The organism is Pseudomonas shirazensis, from assembly GCF_050496565.1.
Taxonomy (GTDB): domain Bacteria; phylum Pseudomonadota; class Gammaproteobacteria; order Pseudomonadales; family Pseudomonadaceae; genus Aquipseudomonas; species Aquipseudomonas shirazensis_A.
This window is the reverse complement of the sequence record NZ_JBNWAE010000001.1, coordinates 358,416-375,119: the sequence shown is the minus strand read 5'-3', so window position 1 is coordinate 375,119 and position 16,704 is coordinate 358,416. Positions and strand designations below refer to the sequence as shown.

Below are 16,704 nucleotides of genomic sequence, written 5' to 3'. Positions count from 1 at the left end.
TTTTTGCCCACTCTACCCACTGCGCCGAGCACTGGCCATCAGCTGACACAGACTTCACTAGAGCGACGAGGCCAGCTTCCGTTACCATGCCGGACTGAATTGTCATGGGGTCGACGAATGGAGTTCGTACTCTACCTGCTGTTGGGCGCCTGCGCCGGCGTCCTGGCCGGGCTATTCGGCGTGGGCGGCGGGATCATCATCGTGCCGGTGCTGGTGTTCAGCTTCACCTTGCAGGGCTTCGAGCCCTCGGTGCTGACCCACCTGGCCGTCGGTACTTCGCTGGCGACCATCATCTTCACTTCGATCAATGCCGTGCGCGAGCACCAGCGCAAGGGCGCGGTGCAGTGGTCGGTGTTTGTCTGGATGACTGTCGGCATCCTGATCGGTGCGGGTATCGGCGCCAAAACCGCTTCGTTGATCCAGGGTCCTATGCTGCAGAAGATCATTGGCGTGTTTGCCCTGGTGGTCGCCGCGCAGATGGCCCTCGACCTCAAACCCAAGGCCAGCCGTGGCATTCCTGGCAAGCCTGGGTTGTCGGCGGCCGGCGTGGTCATTGGCTGGGCCTCGGCAATCTTTGGCATCGGTGGCGGCTCGCTGACCGTGCCGTTCCTGACCTGGCGCAGCCTGCCGATGCAGCAGGCGGTGGCGACCTCATCGGCCTGCGGCTTGCCCATCGCCCTGGCCAGCGCCCTGAGCTTCATGCTGCTGGGCTGGGACGACAGCCAGCTGCCGCCGCACAGTCTCGGTTACGTGTACCTGCCAGCACTGCTTGGCATTGCCCTGACCAGCATGTTTTTTGCCCGTTATGGCGCGCGCCTGGCGCACAAGCTCTCGCCGCGCCTGCTCAAACGTCTGTTCGCCGCGTTGCTGTTCTGCGTCGGCCTGAGTTTTTTGATTTAGCTGCCTGATTTGATCGAGAGGAATCACCATGCTGCCTTACCCGCAGATCGACCCCGTGGCCCTGGCCATCGGGCCGCTGAAAATTCACTGGTACGGCCTGATGTACCTGATCGGCATCGGCGGTGCCTGGCTGCTGGCCTCGCGCCGGCTGAACCGCTTCGACCCAACCTGGAGCCGCGAGAAGCTCTCGGACCTGGTGTTCTGGTTGTCGATGGGGGTGATCGTCGGCGGGCGTTTGGGCTATGTGCTGTTCTATGACCTGCACGCCTACCTGGCCAACCCGACGCTGATCTTCGAAGTGTGGAAGGGCGGCATGTCGTTCCACGGCGGCTTTATTGGCGTGATGCTGGCCGCGCTGTGGTTCGGCAAGCGTAACAACAAGTCATTCTTCGAGCTGATGGACTTCGTGGCGCCGCTGGTGCCGATCGGCCTGGGCGCCGGGCGCATCGGCAACTTCATCAACGCCGAGCTGTGGGGCAAGGCGACCGACGTGCCGTGGGCGATGGTCTTCCCGCCGTTCAGCGACCCGGCGCAACTGCCGCGTCACCCGTCGCAGCTGTATCAGTTTGCCCTCGAAGGTGTGGCATTATTCCTGATCCTTTGGCTGTACTCGCGCAAGCCGCGCCCGACCATGGCCGTTTCCGGCATGTTCGCGCTGTTCTATGGCATCTTCCGCTTCATCGTCGAGTTCGTGCGTGTGCCTGATGCCCAGCTTGGCTACATCGCCTTTGGCTGGTTGACCATGGGCCAGTTGCTCTGCCTGCCAATGATCATTGGCGGCATCGCGTTGATCTGGCTGGCGTACAACCGCAAACCCACGGCCAACGCCGCGGTCTGATTTTCACGGCAGGGGCGATCCCCCTGCCGTTCTCGTTACAGGTAAGTCATGAAACAGTATCTAGATCTGGTCCGCGACGTCATCGACAACGGCACCCTGCAGAGCAACCGCACCGGCGTGCGCACCATCAGCCTGCCCGGCGCCATGCTGCGCTTCGACCTGCAGAAAGGCTTCCCCGCCGTGACCACCCGCCGCCTGGCATTCAAGTCGGCCATTGGCGAAATGGTCGGTTTTCTGCGCGGGGTGAAAAACGCCGGCGAGTTCCGCGAGCTGGGCTGCAAGGTCTGGGACCAGAACGCCAACGAAAACGCCCAGTGGCTGGCCAACCCGTTCCGCCAGGGGCATGACGACCTCGGCGAAATCTACGGCGTGCAATGGCGCCAGTGGCCCGGCTATAAGCGCGTGCCGCTGAGCAACCCGGCAGCCATCGCCATGGCCGAGCAGCAAGGCTTCCGCCAGATCGCCCAGGACGAAGAAGACGGCCAGGCGTTCGTCATTCTCTACAAGGCCATCGACCAGGTGCGCCAGTGCCTGGACACCATCGCCAACGACCCGGGCAGCCGACGCATCCTGTTCCACGGCTGGAACTGCGCCCAGCTCGATGAAATGGCCCTGCCGCCGTGCCACCTGCTGTACCAGTTCCACCCCAATGTCGAGACGAAGGAAATCTCTCTGACCCTCTACATCCGCTCCAATGACCTCGGCCTGGGTACGCCATTCAACCTCACCGAAGGCGCTGCGCTGCTGTCGCTGTTCGGTCGCCTGACCGGCTACACCCCGCGCTGGTTCACCTACTTCATCGGCGACGCCCATGTGTACGAGAACCACCTGGACATGCTCAACGAGCAGTTCACCCGCGAGCCATTGCCGGCACCCAAGCTGGTGATCAGCGACCGCGTGCCCGAGTTTGCCAAGACTGGGGTGTATGAGCCGGAGTGGCTGGAGAAGATCGAGCCTAGTGATTTCAGCCTGGAAGGCTACGAGCACCACCCGCCGCTGACGGCGCCGATGGCGGTGTGATTTGGATTGGTCGCGGGGACAGGTGCCCCGCGATATGTCCGATTGGACGCTTGCATCGGGATGCATGCGCCAGCTGTTCTGACTTCAGCTACCGACGCTCGACATGATCCGAAACACCCTGCTTGACCAGTCTTCTATGTGAATGCAGGAGTTGCTGTATCCTAGGCTCCGCAACCGATTTGGCGTTCAGCAGCGAGTCCGCTGCTACGCTTGGGGTATGTGTTCAGGCGGTGCCTGGAGAGGAATGATTGCATGAGCGGCAAAAATATCTTGGAAACTCTGCTGCAATGGGTTTATCCGCCCTCCGATGAAGCCATGGCCATAGCCAGGCGACTCAACAGGGTCGCGGAGCAGGTGCAGGTCAGTGATCATGGGGCTGTCTCTATGTCGACCTCTACCATCCTGCAGGATGCTGAGTTTGCGCGTGCCTGCGAGGCCGCCAAGGCCGCGATTTCAAGGCACAACTAGGTCGCGTAATGGGTTTTCTTCTCGTATTACCCATCCTGATCTGCGGCTTCATCTACTGTAAGTACAACTTCTACGACAAGACACTCATCGCAAAATACGAAGGGCAGTCCCTGTACCTTCATATCGCGATGAGAGGGCTCGTACTCACATTGCCTTGGCTGGCAATTGTTTTCCTCATCGAGTGGGCCACCGATGGTTTTTTTGGGCTTGCAGAGGTTCTCACCGACCGCGGTTTCACTGCACTCAATGAGAGACACCTATTCTCGACCATGCTGGTGGCAATCCTCACAGCGCCGTTGTATGCCTACCTGGCTGCAAAGGTCCGCTTCAAGATCACCCGGTACCGCCATGGGCTGAACAACGATTATCTCACCCGCTCTTTCATCCTGGAGACAATGCTGCCCACTAGCACTCATCAGGCGCTGCTGCTCGATTCGCTGTTCAACAAACGTCTGTACATGTTCAGCATGGAAGATCGCAAGGTGTACATCGGCTGGGTAAAGTACTTCGGAAACCTGCAGGACCATGACTCGAACAACGATGAAGGTTTCTCGATCATCCCGGTTTACAGCGGCTTTCGCGACAAGGACCAGTTGACTGTCGAGTTCACCACCTTCTACGACAAAGTCTACGACGCGGTTAAAAAAGGCCGGGCGTCAGGCATTGACGACGGCACTGAAGACCGCTGCACCGCCGCAGACCGGGCGGACGAGATTGGGAGTCTGTTCAGCATCAGCTTATTGCAGAAGAACATCGTGTCGATGACCTTCTTCGAAGGTGACTACTGGCAGGAATTCAAAAGGAACGAAGTCAGGCCCGACAGAACTACGGCTGCATCAGCTTGAACACAGCTGCTCTACGCCGATAGTGCAGCCCGATCAATGCCCATGACTCCTCCCCACATGCGAGTGCTCGGTCTCTGGCACTGACACCGCACCATTCACCTCCAGCTGCTGCAGAATCGCGCATTCCGCCCCGGGTGCGGTGCAGCGTTGGCGCAGGTCTACCAGTTGCTCTTGCAGTGCCAACAGGCCGTCGATGCGGGCCTGGACGTGGTCGATATGCTCGTCGATCAGCGCGTTGACGCTGCCGCATTGGCCCTCCGGGCTGTCGCGCAGGCGCAGCAGGCTGCGGATCTCGTCCAGGGTCATGTCCAGCGTGCGGCAGTTGCGGATGAAGGTCAGGCGCTCGACGTGGGCCTGGGTGTACAACCGGTAGTTACCGTCACTGCGGGCAGGCTCTGGCAGCAGTTGCTCGCGCTCGTAGTAGCGGATGGTCTCGACGGCGCAGTCAGTGGCTTTGGCCAATTCCCCGATTTTCATCACAAATCCTCTGCAGATGGCTTGACCCTATAGTGGCTACAGGGTGTTCACTTGGCAATAACTACCCTGTAACCGAGCGTCTTTGCCGCGCAAAGCCTGCTCAAGGGATCGGCGCATCAGCTAAGGACGACTCCATGAACCAGCCTGTCAGCCATGACCACGCACATGACCATGACGCCCATGACCACGGCCATGAGCACAAGCATGCGCATGCCGCCAAGAGCGCTTGCCAAGACACCAAGGCCCACAGCTGCTGTGGCGGCGAGCCTGCGCCTGCGCTGGTGCAACTGACGGAGCAGGCCAGCAGCGATGCGCAGCTCAGCCGTTTTCGCATCCAGGCCATGGACTGCCCGACCGAGCAAGGTCTGATCCAGGACAAGCTGGGCAAGATGGCCGGTATCGAGCAGCTTGAATTCAACCTGATCAATCGTGTGCTCGGCGTGCGCCATACCCTGCAAGGCACCGACGCAATCGAACGGGCGATCGACAGCCTGGGCATGCGCGCCGAGCCGCTGACCGACGATGAGAGCAGCGCCGCTGCGCCTGCCGCCAAGACCCGCTGGTGGCCGCTGGCCCTGTCGGCAGTTGCGGCGATTGCCGCTGAAATCGTGCACTTCAGCGCGCTGGCGCCGGAGTGGGTGGTGGCCTTGCTGGCCTTGGCAGCCATTCTTGGCTGTGGCCTGGGCACCTACAAAAAGGGCTGGATTGCCCTGAAAAACCGCAACCTCAACATCAACGCGCTGATGAGCATCGCGGTGACCGGCGCCGTATTGATCGGCCAATGGCCCGAGGCGGCCATGGTCATGGTGCTGTTCACCGTTGCCGAGCTGATCGAAGCGCGCTCGCTGGACCGTGCGCGCAACGCCATTGGCGGTTTGATGCAGCTGACCCCGGACATGGCCACCGTGCAGCAGGCCGATGGCCAGTGGCGTGAGGTGGAAGTGCGTGGTGTGGCGCTCGGCGCATCGGTGCGGGTGCGTCCAGGTGAGCGCATCGGCCTCGACGGGGAAGTGCTCAGCGGGCAATCGAGTGTCGATCAGGCACCGATCACCGGCGAAAGCCTGCCCGTGGAGAAGGTTGTTGGCGACAAACTGTTCGCCGGTACCATCAACCAGGAAGGCGCGCTGGAATACAAGGTCACCGCCCTTGCCGGCCAGTCAACCCTGGCGCGGATCATCAAGGCTGTAGAAGAAGCTCAGGGCGCGCGTGCGCCGACCCAGCGCTTTGTCGATCAGTTCTCGCGCATCTACACCCCGGTGGTGTTTGCCCTGGCCCTGGCCGTGGCGCTTCTGCCGCCGCTGCTGATGGGCGGCGTCTGGTTTGACTGGATCTACCGCGCGCTGGTCCTGCTGGTGGTGGCGTGCCCGTGTGCACTGGTGATTTCAACCCCGGTGACGATCGTCAGTGGCCTTGCCGCAGCGGCGCGCAAGGGCATTCTGATCAAGGGCGGGGTGTATCTGGAGGGCGGGCGCAAGCTGGACTTCCTCGCCCTGGACAAGACCGGCACGATCACCCATGGCAAGCCGGTACAGACCGATTTCAGCGCGCTTGATCCGCTGTTTGCAGACCGCGCCCAGGCGCTGGCCGCAAGCCTCGGCGAGCGCTCCGACCACCCGGTATCGCGGGCCATCGCGCAGTTTGCCAAAGCGCAGCAGCTGGCGCTGAGCGACGTCAGCAACTTTGCCGCGCTGTCCGGGCGCGGTGTGCGTGGTGAGATCGACGGCCAGCTGTACCACCTGGGCAACCATCGCCTGGTGGAAGAGCTGGGCCTGTGCTCGCCGCAGCTGGAAGCGCAGCTCGATGCCCTTGAGCGCCAGGGCAAGACCGTGGTCCTGCTGCTCGATCGCAGCGGCCCGCTGGCGCTGTTTGCCGTAGCCGACACGGTCAAGGACAGCAGCCGCCAGGCAATTGCCGAGCTGCACGAGCTGGGTATCAAAACGGTCATGCTGACCGGTGATAATCCGCACACCGCGCAAGCGATCGCCGCCCAGGTAGGTATCGACCGAGCCGAAGGCAACCTGCTGCCAAGTGACAAGCTGAAAACCATCGAAGCGCTCTACGCCCAGGGGCACCGAGTCGGCATGGTCGGCGACGGCATCAACGATGCACCGGCGCTGGCCCGCGCTGAAATCGGCTTCGCCATGGCGGCAGCGGGCACCGACACGGCGATTGAAACCGCCGATGTAGCCTTGATGGACGACGACTTGCGGAAAATTCCGGCATTCGTCAGGCTCTCCCGCGCCAGCGCGGCCATCCTCACCCAGAACATCGTCCTGGCGCTGGGGATCAAGGCGATCTTCCTGGCGGTTACCTTTACCGGCATGGCTACGCTATGGATGGCTGTCTTCGCCGACATGGGCGTGAGCCTGCTGGTGGTGTTCAACGGTCTGCGCCTGCTGCGCAAATAAGGGATCTGCATGCTGAGTTCCGAGCTCAAGGCCTTCTACATGGTTGTCCGCCTGGGCAGCATCACCCAGGCCGCGAAGAAGCTCGGGCTCAGCCAGCCCACAGTGACCACGCAGATTCGCCAGCTGGAAAGCCACTACGCGGTAGAGCTGTTCTACCGCGGTGGGCGCCGGCTGGTGTTGAGCGAGAGCGGTGCGCGCTTGCTGCCGATGGTCAAGACCTTGCTGCAGCAGGAAGCCGACATCGAGTTCGAGCTGCGCAACAGCGGTCAGGCCCAGGGCAGCCTGCGTATCGCCGCCACCGCGCCGTATTACATTCTCGATCTGGTGAAAATCTTTCGCCAACGCCTGCCGCAGGTCGACGTGGCGGTGGAAATCGGCAACTCCCAGCAGGTGCTGGAGATGCTCGAAGAGTACCGCGTGGATGTCGCTGCATCCTCGCAACTGGTCGAGGATGCGCGATTGGTGCGGCGCGTGCTGGGCACGGACCCGCTGGTGGTGGCCGTGCACCGCAGCCATCCGCTGGCACAACGGCAGACGCTGGCCATCGATGCCCTGGCCGGGCATTGCCTGCTGATGCGCGAGCAGGGTTCAACCACGCGGCTGATGACCGAGCAGATGCTTGCCGGGCGTGGGGTCAAGGTCGGCACCTTGCTCGAGATCGGCAGCCGCGAGTCGATCCGCGAGGCCGTGCTGCGCAACATCGGCATCAGCATCATCGCCCGCCACGAGGTGCCGCATAACCCCGAACTGGCCGTGCTCACCCTGGAAGGTGCGCCGGTCATGCACGAGTATCTGTACTGCCTCAAGGAGCGGCGCCAAGCGCGCCTGCCAGCGGCGTTTCTTGGTGTCGCGCAGGAAGTATCGGGCATTCAGTTGTAAGTGCTGCGGCGGGCCTCCTTTCGCAAAGGCCTGCACGGCCACTACCAAATCTGCCTATGGCACTATCGCCAGCTTTGCCCTGAACGCCACAGAACCTTCGCATTGCCTCCCTAGCATGGCCTCTATCTGATCACGAGGCCTGGCCATGACCCACGCTATCCCTACCCCTGGCGCACCGGTAAACGTGCGCGGTATCGACAAACGCTTCGGCGCCTTCACTGCGCTGAACAACGTTTCCCTGGATATCGGTGCCGGCGAGCTGGTGTGCTTGCTCGGCCCGTCCGGCTGCGGCAAGACTACCCTGCTGCGTTGCATCGCCGGCCTCGAGCGGCAGGATCGGGGCGAGCTGTACCTGGGCGAGCGCGACATCTCCGAGCTGCCGCCGCAGGCCCGCGACTACGGCATCCTGTTCCAGTCCTACGCGCTGTTCCCCAACCTCACCGTCGAGGCCAACATTGCCTACGGCCTGAACGCCAGTAGCCGCGACCAAGCCCGCCAGCGGGTCGGGCAGATGCTTGAGCTGGTCGGCCTGCTTGGCAGCGAGAAGAAATACCCCGGTCAGTTGTCCGGTGGCCAGCAACAGCGGGTAGCGCTGGCCCGCGCCCTGGCTCCGGCGCCGTCGTTGTTGCTGCTCGATGAGCCGATGTCGGCGCTGGATGCGCGGGTGCGTGAGCACCTGTGTGGCGAGCTGCGCCAACTGCAGCGCCAGCTCGGCATCACCACCCTGATGGTCACGCACAACCAGGACGAAGCCATGTTGATGGCCGACCGCATTGCCGTGATGAACAACGGCCAGGTCGAGCAGTACGACACCCCGCAAGCGATCTACGACCGGCCGGCCACGCCGTTCGTGGCCGAGTTCGTTGGCCAGGGCAACTGGCTGCCGTTCCAGCGCAACAGTGCCAGCCACGCCCAGGTCGGCGGGATGAACCTGCGTCTGGCGGCCAATGCCGGCGCGGCCAGCAGCGGTCGGCTGTTCTGTCGCCCGGAGGCGATCACGGTCAACCCGCCCGTGCATGAAGAGAACCTGTTCCCGGCCAAGGTGCGCGAGATCACCTTCCTCGGTAACCGCTGCCGCATGGCCTTTGAGCTGCAGACCCTGCCGGGGCATACCCTGCTTGCCGAACTGGCGCCGGAGGCCATGCCGCGTCTTGGTTCCCAGGATATCTGGGTGGCGCTGCCGCCGCAGATCCTGCAGGTGTTTGCCTGAGATGGCCGGGCCAATCTCCATGCCCTTGAGCCTGGCCAAGGCGGACCGAGGCAACGGCATCGCGCTGGCCGACCGGATCTTTGTGCTTGGCGGCAAAAGCCTGCTGCTGGTGTTGCTGATCGTGGCGGTGCTGCTGCCGCTGCTGGCGATCTTCTGGCGCGGCTTCAGCGGCGACGCGGGCCAGGGCGGCGGCCTGCTGGCAGCACGGGAGCTGTTTGTCAGCGCCAATTTCCGCTGGCTGCTCGGTAACAGCCTGGCAGTTGCCTTCACCGTGGCCGCCATTGTCATACCGCTGGCGTACCTGTTTGCCTACGCGCTGCAGCGCACACTGATCCCGGCCAAACCACTGTGGCGGGGGATTTCCCTGCTTCCGTTGTTGGCCCCGTCGATGTTGCCGGCAATTGCGCTGGTCTATCTGTTCGGCAATCAGGGCCTGCTGCGCAGCCTGCTCAACGACAACATCTACGGCTTCTGGGGCATCGTTGTCGGCGAGGCCATCTACACCTTCCCGCATGCCTTGATGATCCTCCTGTCGGCGCTGTCGCTGGCCGATGGGCGGCTGTTCGAAGCGGCGTCGAGCATGGGCGCGGGGCCAGTGCGGGCATTCTTCAGCGTGACCTGGCCGGCGACCCGTCAGGCCGTGTTTGCCGCGTTCTGCCTGGTGTTCACCCTGACCATCACCGACTTCGGTGTGCCGGTGGTGGTGGGCGGTGACTATCAGGTGCTGGCACTTGAAGCCTACAAAGCCGTGGTCGGGCAGCAGCAGTTTGGCCGCGGTGCACTGATCGGTATGGTCCTGCTGCTGCCGGCGCTGTTCAGTTTTGCTGTCGATGCCTGGCTGCGTCGGCGCCAGGGCCAGGCCATGAGTGGCCGGGCGCAGGTGTTCGAGCCCAAGCCGTCGCGCCGCCGCGATGCGGTTTTTCTCGCGGTGGTGGTGCTGGTGTGCAGCGTGCTGCTGGCGGTGGTGGGCATGGCGGTGTACTCGTCGCTGGTCACGTTCTGGCCTTACAACCTGTCGCTGTCGCTCAAGCACTACCTGTTCGAGGACACCGCTGGCGGTGGCTGGCTGGCCTATCGCAACAGCGTCAGCATGGCGCTGTGCACCGCCTTGATCGGCAGCCTGGTGATCTTCGTCGGCGCCTACCTGATGGAAAAAACCCAGGGCCAACGCCTGCTCAACCAGTCGCTGCGACTGCTCAGTTTCATTCCGATGGCAGTGCCGGGGCTGGTGTTGGGCCTGGGTTACGTCTTCTTCTTCAACCTCGCCAGCAACCCGCTGCATGTGTTCTACGGCAGCATGACCCTGCTGGTGGTGTGCACCATTGCGCACTATCTGACCACCGCCCAGATGACCGCAACCACCGCCCTACGCCAGCTCGACGGCGAATTCGAAGCCGCGGCGCTGTCGCTCAAGGCGCCGCTGTACCGGCACTTTCTGCGGGTCAGCCTGCCGATCTGCCTGCCGGCCTTGCTCGACATCATTCGCTATCTGTTCGTCTCGGCGATGACCACGGTGTCGGCGGCGATCTTCCTCTACAGCCCGGACACCATCCTCGCCGCCGTAGCGGTGTTGAACATGGATGATGCCGGCAACGTCGGCGGCGCTGCGGCGATGTCGACGCTGATCCTGCTCACCAGTGCTACTGCCTCATTGCTGCTGGCTGCCGCCTCGCGTGGCCTGCTGCGCCGCTCCCAGGCCTGGCGCCAACCCGCGCCCGGCCATTGACCGCCTGCCCCATCCTAAAGGAACCGCACCATGTTCAAGCCAGTTGCCCTTGCTGCTGCCATCAGCGCCATTTTCAGCCTGCAGGCGTCGGCCGCAGAGACTCAGCTGACGGTCTACACCGCGCTCGAAGCCGAGCAGCTGAAGACCTACAAGCAGGCCTTTGAAAAGGCCAACCCGGATATCGAGATCAAGTGGGTGCGCGACTCCACCGGCATCATCACCGCCAAGCTGCTGGCCGAAAAAGACCGCCCGCAGGCTGATGCAGTGTGGGGGCTGGCGGCGTCCAGCCTGGCCATTCTCGACCAGCAGAAAATGCTCGAAGCCTATGCGCCGAAGGACCTGGAGACGATCTCGAGTAACTACCGCGACGCGGCCAATCCGCCGGCCTGGGTGGGCATGGATGTGTGGGCTGCGACCATTTGCTTCAACACCGTCGAGGCCGAAAAGCAGGGCCTGAGCAAGCCGGTCAGCTGGCAGGACCTGACCAAGCCTGAGTACAAGGGCAAGATCGTCATGCCCAACCCGGCCTCATCGGGCACCGGTTTCCTCGACGTCAGCGCCTGGCTGCAGACCTTTGGCGAGCCGCAGGGCTGGGCGTACATGGACGGCCTGCACCAGAACATCGGCCAGTACGTTCACTCTGGCTCCAAGCCGTGCAAGCTGGCCGCGTCGGGTGAGTTCCCGATCGGCATTTCCTTCGAGTACCCGGCTGTGCAGCTCAAACGCCAGGGCGCGCCGCTGGACATCATCCTGCCCAAGGAAGGCCTTGGCTGGGAGATTGAAGCCACTGCAGTGATCAAGGGCACGACCAAGGCCGCTGCCGCCAGGCGCCTGGCAGACTTCTCTGCCAGCCCTGCGGCTATGGACCTGTACAAGGAGAACTTCGCCGTGCTCGCCGCTCCCGGCATTGCCAAGCCACAGACCGAGTTGCCGGCAGACTACGAGCAGCGACTGATCAAAAACGACTTTGCCTGGGTCTCGCAGAACCGCGACAAGATCCTTGCCGAGTGGCGCAAGCGCTACGACGGCAAGTCGGAGAAGGTCGCTCAGCAGTAATTCACAGCTGCTCGAGCAACAGCTCCAGTTGTTCCTGGCGCTCGGCCTGATTGAGCCGTGCGCCAGGGTTGAGCGACGACCATTGCGGGTGCGCCCGGGCCTTGTGCAGGGCTTCGGGCAGCTTGCCCTCGCGCCAGGCCTTGTCATCCCCGGCCTGCAGCTGAATGCTTTGCTGCGCCGCATGGCCGCGGCTGTCCAGGGCCTTGAGCAGCTGCTGCTGACGCAACGCCAGCAGCCGCAGCACAGCGTCATCCACCGTCAATTCACGCTGGCCCTTGAGCTTGCCGAGCAAGCGTGAGCCGTAGCTGCGTGCGGTTTGCAGCGCGCCGCCGGCGATTGCCCCGGCCAGCGCAGCGGCGCCCAGGGTCAGCCCGCCGACCAGCAAATCAACGCCAGCGCCCGCTGCTGCACCGGCAGCGACACCGCTGCCCAGGCGCACACCAAGCAGTTTCAAGGTTTCCGGGTTGAACAGGTCGTCGCCCCAGCGCCCATCCAGTAATGGCAGGTCGCCTGCGCTGGCGTCTTCGCGGCGGAACGCATACAGCTTGAGCAATCCGTCGACACAGCGCTGCTCGCGCTGGCGCACTGCTTGGCGCAGGGCTTCTATCGCCTGCGCTTCGGCCGCCGGTTGGGCCTCGACGCTACGCCGGCAGGCGGCACAATCGAGCAGCAGTTCGGCGATCAGGCGCTTGGCGCTGTGCTGGCGGGCCAGGCGCTGCGCTTGCTGATCCTCGATCAGCCGTTGCAGGGCGGGGCGTGAGTCTTCCAGCAGCAGCGCCAGGCTTTCATACAGGCGGCGCTCGCCGTCCTCCGGCGGGGCCACGCTGTCAAACCGCACCAGCGCATGCAGGCCCAGCCGTGCCAGGGCTTCGCGCCATTCCGGCTCGCGGTGCTCGCTGCTGGCGACGAAGTTGAGCACCGGCAGCAATGGCCGGCCGCAGCTGGCCAGCACTTCCAGTTCATCGCGGTACTTGGCCAGCACCGGCTCACGGGCATCGATCACGTACAGCCCGGCATTGCTGGCGAGCAATTGGCGCAGCACCTTGGCTTCCTGTTCGAAGCGCTGACGGGCTTCGCTGCCTTGCAGAAAGCGCTCGAGCCGGGCCGGCCCGTCCAGGCGTTCGCCGGGGCGTTCGAGGCGTTCGAGGTAATCGAGCAGGGCGATGGCATCTTCCAGCCCAGGGGTGTCGAACAGGTCCAGCAATGGTTCGCCATCCACCGACAACCGTGCGCCTTCAACATGGCGGGTAGTGCTGGGGCGGTGCGAGACTTCGCCGAAACCGACGTCACGGGTCAGCGTGCGCAGCAGCGAGGTCTTGCCGACATTGGTATGGCCGACCACGGCCAGTTTCAGCGGCTCAGTCATGGCCTTGCTCCAACCAGTTGAAAGGGGCGCTGTCGGCATAGGGCAGGCCGAGGCGGTCGAGGGCTTCGTGCCAGTCGCTCAGGCGCGCGCTGTCCAGGCTTTGTCCGGCAAGTGCTGGCAGCAACCAGATCCGCGTGGCGCCTGCGTTGCGCGCCAGCTCGGCGAGCAGCGCCAGACTGCCTCGGTCTGGCGAGCGGCGCGGGTCGCAGGCGATGGCCAGGCGAGCCGGCGGGAAGCGGCTGAGTTGCTCAAGCAACTTATTGCGCGACTCGCGGCTGTCGAGCAGGCCGGCGTCGCTCACGCCTGCCGGCAAGGCGGGCGGCCAAGGGCGCTGATCATCCAGTTCCAGGCCGACCAGCACTGCACCGCTGGCGCTGGCGTCCACTTGCCCGGCGTGAAACTCCGGCAGTAATTGCGGTGCTGCGTCCTGCACGCCCAGCCGTTCGCTGCTGGGCATCAGCGCATCGCGCAAGTGCGCATAGCCGGGCAGGCTCACGTCCAGTTGCAGGCGGTTGCGGCCCTGGCGCCAGCGCCACAGGCACAGCAGCGCCAGCAGCAGGCGCGGCAGCAGGCCATAGACCAGCACCACCCCAAGCAGCCAGCTGGCCCAGGCCTGGCGCGCTACATCCAGCGCCGGCAGGGTCGCGCCGCTGGCGCGGATCATCGCTTCGTCCGGCACGGCAAAGCCCAGCAGCGAGGGCAGGGCGCCAAGGGTGTGGGTCAGGGTAATGAACGGCTCGGCGGCGAGCAGGGTGGTCTCCCAGACAAAGCCGTAACGGCGGGTTGCCAGCAATGCCAGCAGCATGACCACGGCGGCAATCATCGCCAACAGCCACAGGCCATGCACCATGGCACCGAGCAACCAGCGATTGAGGCGCTTGCGTTGCAACAGCACCACCAGGGCCGGCGCCAGGTGCGCGGCCTTGGCGTCGCGGGCGAAGCGCTCGCTCAGCCATAGCCACAGCCGGCCCAGGGTTGCCCCTTGCTCGCCGGCCAACAGCAGCCCGCCGGCCCAGCCGATCAGCATCAGCAGGTTGAGCCCGAGCAGGCTGCCCAGGGCCCAGAACACATTGACCGGGCGCTGGCCATCGCCGAGCGCGGCCAGGCCCAGGCCGGCGCCGCTGACTACGGCCAGAATCATCATTGCCAGCAGTGCCAGCCGTGCGCCTTGTTTCCAGTGGCGCAACGCTCCAGCCAGGCCATCGCGTTCGGCCAGCCACAGGGCGCGGGTTTCGATCCGCGCAGCAAGGTCGCCGCCTTGCTGGCGGGCGCGGCGGTTGGCTTCCTGATCTTCCAGAGGGCCGGCGTGTTCCTCGCGCAGGCGGACCGCTTCGGTGAGCCAGCGCTTGTCAAGTGGAGTCGGTGCAGTCACAGGGTCTTCCAATGCACAGGTCAGGGCACAAGCTTAACCCAGCCGCGGTTTGCTATCCTCGTCGGCATGAAGACATCTCTCCCCCTCAGCCTGATCGCGGCCTGCGCCAGCAACCGCGTGATCGGCATCGACAACTCCATGCCCTGGCACTTGCCGGGGGACTTCAAATACTTCAAGGCAACCACCCTCGGCAAGCCGATCATCATGGGCCGCAAGACCTGGGATTCGCTGGGCCGGCCGCTGCCGGGGCGGCTGAACATCGTCGTCAGCCGGCAGCCTGGCTTGCAGCTGGAGGGCGCCGAGGTGTTCCCCTCGCTGGAGCAGGCGCTGGCCCGCGCCGAGCAATGGGCGCACGAGCAGGGCGTCGATGAGCTGATGCTGATCGGCGGCGCGCAGTTGTATGCGCTGGCGCTGGAGCAAGGACTGGTCAGCCGCATGTACCTGACCCGGGTCGAGCTGTCGCCGCAGGGTGATGCGTGGTTCCCGGAGTTCGACACTGAGCAGTGGACACTGGATTCGAGCGAAGCGCAGGCGGAAGAAGGCAAACCTGGCTATCACTTCGAGGTGTGGACCAAACGTTGATAAACAGGGGCCGCGATGCGGCCCTTGTGCGTTTCAGGTGTGGCTCAGCTCAGCGTGCTGGTCATCGTCCATCACGGTCTTGTCGGTGCTCTTGAGCAACTGGCTGGTGACCACGCCGGCGGTCATCGAGCCATTCACGTTCAACGCGGTGCGGCCCATGTCGATCAGCGGCTCGACCGAGATCAACAGCGCCACCAGCTCGACCGGCAGGCCCATCGCCGGCAGCACGATCAAGGCAGCGAAGGTCGCGCCGCCACCCACACCGGCAACACCCGCCGAGCTCAAGGTGACGATGGCAATCAAGGTCGCAATCCACAGCGGGTCGAAGGTATCGATACCCACCGCTGGCGCTACCATCACCGCCAACATGGCTGGATAGAGGCCGGCGCAGCCGTTCTGGCCGATGGTCGCGCCGAACGATGCGCTGAAGCTGGCGATCGACTGCGGCACGCCCAGGCGCCGGGTCTGCGCTTCGATATTGAGCGGAATGCTCGCCGCACTGGAGCGGCTGGTGAAGGCGAAGGTCAGCACTGGCCAGACCTTGCGCAAAAAGCGCAGCGGGCTGACCCCGGTGGCGGCCAGGATCAGGCCGTGGACCACGAACATCAGGCCCAGGCCGAGGTATGACACCAGCACAAAGCTACCCAGCTTGAGGATATCTTCGATGTTGGAGCTGGCGACCACCTTGGTCATCAGCGCCAGTACGCCGTACGGGGTGAGCTTCATCACCAGGCGCACCAGGCGCATGACCCAGGCTTGCAGGGTGTCGATGGCCGACAGCGCGCGTTCGCCTTTTTCGCGGTCATCCTTGATCAGCTGCAGCGCCGCCAGGCCCACGAACACGGCGAAGATCACCACGCTGATGATCGAGGTAGGCTTGGCCCGGGCCAGATCGGCAACCGGGTTGCTCGGCACGAACGACAGCAGCAGCTGCGGAATATTCAGGTCGGCGACCTTGCCGGCATAGTCGCTCTGGATCGCCTGCAGCCGCGCTGCTTCTGGGATGCCCGCGACCAAGCCCTCGGCGCTGAGGCCGAACAGGTTGGTCAGCAATACGCCAATCAACGCGGCGATGGCAGTGGTCAGCAGCAATGTGCCGATGCTCAGCACACTGATCCGGCCCAGCGCCGAGGCATTGTGCAGGCGCGCTACCGCACTCAGGATCGAGGCAAAGATCAGCGGCATGACGATCATCTGCAACAGCCCGACGTAGCCATTGCCGACCAGATCGAGCCAACCGATGGTGGCCTTGAGCACCGGATGCCCTGCGCCGTAAACAGTGTGCAAGGCCAGGCCGAACCCAACGCCCATGACCAACCCGAGCAGGACCTTCTTGGCCAGGCTCCAGTCGGTGCGGCGGGTTTGCGCCAGGCCCAGCAGCAGGGCCAGAAACGCCAGCAGATTAAGTGACAACGGCAGGTTCATTACAGCTCCGGGATCTAAATAGGGGGGCTTCGCGTCTGGGCGCGATTGCGAACTCAAATGCTAACAGCTTGAAAACAAACGAATTTATATCTGAATGGAATGTGCTTAGGTCGGTATGGAATAACAACGTCT

General features: G+C 63.8%; 15 protein-coding genes. 11 read left to right on the top strand and 4 right to left on the bottom strand.

Features of this window, described 5'->3' with window-relative positions; genetic code table 11:
* Window positions 1-117: 117 nt before the first annotated feature.
* From ACQZ2L_RS01605 to ACQZ2L_RS01585, 5 genes are all read left to right on the top strand, one after another.
* Window positions 118-900, top strand: coding sequence for a sulfite exporter TauE/SafE family protein (locus tag ACQZ2L_RS01605; RefSeq protein WP_430324465.1), 783 nt, complete (start codon window positions 118-120; stop codon window positions 898-900).
* A 28-nt stretch (window positions 901-928) separates the two neighbouring features.
* Window positions 929-1,738: a prolipoprotein diacylglyceryl transferase gene (lgt, locus tag ACQZ2L_RS01600; RefSeq protein ID WP_430324464.1), complete on the top strand. Its 810-nt coding sequence runs from the start codon at window positions 929-931 to the stop codon at window positions 1,736-1,738.
* Between the two features lie 48 nt (window positions 1,739-1,786).
* Entirely contained in the window at window positions 1,787-2,758 is a 972-nt protein-coding gene (locus ACQZ2L_RS01595; protein WP_430324463.1) for a thymidylate synthase, read from the top strand.
* Window positions 2,759-3,010: 252 nt separating this feature from the next.
* Window positions 3,011-3,226 (top strand): hypothetical protein, encoded by a 216-nt coding sequence (locus ACQZ2L_RS01590; RefSeq protein ID WP_430324462.1) that lies wholly within the window; start codon window positions 3,011-3,013, stop codon window positions 3,224-3,226.
* Window positions 3,227-3,234: 8 nt separating this feature from the next.
* Window positions 3,235-4,071: a hypothetical protein gene (locus ACQZ2L_RS01585; RefSeq protein WP_430324461.1), complete on the top strand. Its 837-nt coding sequence runs from the start codon at window positions 3,235-3,237 to the stop codon at window positions 4,069-4,071.
* A gap of 33 nt (window positions 4,072-4,104) precedes the next feature.
* On the opposite strand, the gene cadR is transcribed toward ACQZ2L_RS01585, so the two are convergent.
* A complete protein-coding gene (gene cadR, locus ACQZ2L_RS01580; protein ID WP_181105839.1) occupies window positions 4,105-4,548 on the bottom strand; it encodes a cadmium resistance transcriptional regulator CadR in 444 nt (147 codons plus the stop codon).
* Window positions 4,549-4,682: 134 nt separating this feature from the next.
* Here cadR and ACQZ2L_RS01575 point away from each other — a divergent pair, with 134 nt between their 5' ends.
* The 5 genes from ACQZ2L_RS01575 to ACQZ2L_RS01555 all read left to right on the top strand — a co-directional run bounded on the left by ACQZ2L_RS01575 (window position 4,683) and on the right by ACQZ2L_RS01555 (window position 11,827).
* Window positions 4,683-6,956 carry a heavy metal translocating P-type ATPase gene (locus ACQZ2L_RS01575; RefSeq protein ID WP_430324459.1) on the top strand — a complete coding sequence of 758 codons (2,274 nt, stop codon included), beginning with the start codon at window positions 4,683-4,685 and terminating at the stop codon, window positions 6,954-6,956.
* Between the two features lie 9 nt (window positions 6,957-6,965).
* Window positions 6,966-7,835: a LysR family transcriptional regulator gene (locus tag ACQZ2L_RS01570; RefSeq protein ID WP_430324458.1), complete on the top strand. Its 870-nt coding sequence runs from the start codon at window positions 6,966-6,968 to the stop codon at window positions 7,833-7,835.
* A gap of 145 nt (window positions 7,836-7,980) precedes the next feature.
* Window positions 7,981-9,045, top strand: a complete 1,065-nt coding sequence (locus ACQZ2L_RS01565; protein WP_430324457.1) for a putative 2-aminoethylphosphonate ABC transporter ATP-binding protein — start codon at window positions 7,981-7,983, stop codon at window positions 9,043-9,045.
* 1 nt (window position 9,046) lies between these two features.
* Complete coding sequence (locus tag ACQZ2L_RS01560) at window positions 9,047-10,771, top strand: putative 2-aminoethylphosphonate ABC transporter permease subunit (protein WP_430324456.1); 1,725 nt, start codon at window positions 9,047-9,049, stop codon at window positions 10,769-10,771.
* Between the two features lie 30 nt (window positions 10,772-10,801).
* On the top strand, window positions 10,802-11,827 hold the full coding sequence (locus ACQZ2L_RS01555) for a putative 2-aminoethylphosphonate ABC transporter substrate-binding protein (RefSeq protein ID WP_430324455.1): 1,026 nt from the start codon (window positions 10,802-10,804) through the stop codon (window positions 11,825-11,827).
* Between the two features lies 1 nt (window position 11,828).
* Here ACQZ2L_RS01555 and ACQZ2L_RS01550 read toward each other — a convergent pair whose 3' ends face one another.
* Window positions 11,829-13,193 (bottom strand): GTPase/DUF3482 domain-containing protein, encoded by a 1,365-nt coding sequence (locus ACQZ2L_RS01550; RefSeq protein WP_430324454.1) that lies wholly within the window; start codon window positions 13,191-13,193, stop codon window positions 11,829-11,831.
* Window positions 13,186-14,577, bottom strand: coding sequence for a DUF2868 domain-containing protein (locus ACQZ2L_RS01545; RefSeq protein WP_430324453.1), 1,392 nt, complete (start codon window positions 14,575-14,577; stop codon window positions 13,186-13,188). Before ACQZ2L_RS01545 ends, ACQZ2L_RS01550 begins: the two co-directional genes overlap by 8 nt.
* A gap of 54 nt (window positions 14,578-14,631) precedes the next feature.
* Between ACQZ2L_RS01545 and ACQZ2L_RS01540 the strand changes: the two genes are divergently transcribed.
* Window positions 14,632-15,147, top strand: a complete 516-nt coding sequence (locus ACQZ2L_RS01540) for a dihydrofolate reductase (protein WP_430324452.1) — start codon at window positions 14,632-14,634, stop codon at window positions 15,145-15,147.
* 33 nt (window positions 15,148-15,180) lie between these two features.
* Here ACQZ2L_RS01540 and ACQZ2L_RS01535 read toward each other — a convergent pair whose 3' ends face one another.
* A complete protein-coding gene (locus ACQZ2L_RS01535; protein ID WP_430324451.1) occupies window positions 15,181-16,572 on the bottom strand; it encodes an L-cystine transporter in 1,392 nt (463 codons plus the stop codon).
* Window positions 16,573-16,704: the final 132 nt, after the last annotated feature.

Bases quoted from the DNA above. Each gene is read 5' to 3' on its own strand.
- ACQZ2L_RS01605 (WP_430324465.1), top strand. From the start codon at position 118: ATGGAGTTCGTACTCTACCTGCTGTTGGGCGCCTGCGCCGGCGTCCTG.
- lgt (WP_430324464.1), top strand. From the start codon at position 929: ATGCTGCCTTACCCGCAGATCGACCCCGTGGCCCTGGCCATCGGGCCG.
- ACQZ2L_RS01595 (WP_430324463.1), top strand. From the start codon at position 1,787: ATGAAACAGTATCTAGATCTGGTCCGCGACGTCATCGACAACGGCACC.
- ACQZ2L_RS01590 (WP_430324462.1), top strand. From the start codon at position 3,011: ATGAGCGGCAAAAATATCTTGGAAACTCTGCTGCAATGGGTTTATCCG.
- ACQZ2L_RS01585 (WP_430324461.1), top strand. From the start codon at position 3,235: ATGGGTTTTCTTCTCGTATTACCCATCCTGATCTGCGGCTTCATCTAC.
- cadR (WP_181105839.1), bottom strand. From the start codon at position 4,548: ATGAAAATCGGGGAATTGGCCAAAGCCACTGACTGCGCCGTCGAGACC.
- ACQZ2L_RS01575 (WP_430324459.1), top strand. From the start codon at position 4,683: ATGAACCAGCCTGTCAGCCATGACCACGCACATGACCATGACGCCCAT.
- ACQZ2L_RS01570 (WP_430324458.1), top strand. From the start codon at position 6,966: ATGCTGAGTTCCGAGCTCAAGGCCTTCTACATGGTTGTCCGCCTGGGC.
- ACQZ2L_RS01565 (WP_430324457.1), top strand. From the start codon at position 7,981: ATGACCCACGCTATCCCTACCCCTGGCGCACCGGTAAACGTGCGCGGT.
- ACQZ2L_RS01560 (WP_430324456.1), top strand. From the start codon at position 9,047: ATGGCCGGGCCAATCTCCATGCCCTTGAGCCTGGCCAAGGCGGACCGA.
- ACQZ2L_RS01555 (WP_430324455.1), top strand. From the start codon at position 10,802: ATGTTCAAGCCAGTTGCCCTTGCTGCTGCCATCAGCGCCATTTTCAGC.
- ACQZ2L_RS01550 (WP_430324454.1), bottom strand. From the start codon at position 13,193: ATGACTGAGCCGCTGAAACTGGCCGTGGTCGGCCATACCAATGTCGGC.
- ACQZ2L_RS01540 (WP_430324452.1), top strand. From the start codon at position 14,632: ATGAAGACATCTCTCCCCCTCAGCCTGATCGCGGCCTGCGCCAGCAAC.
- ACQZ2L_RS01535 (WP_430324451.1), bottom strand. From the start codon at position 16,572: ATGAACCTGCCGTTGTCACTTAATCTGCTGGCGTTTCTGGCCCTGCTG.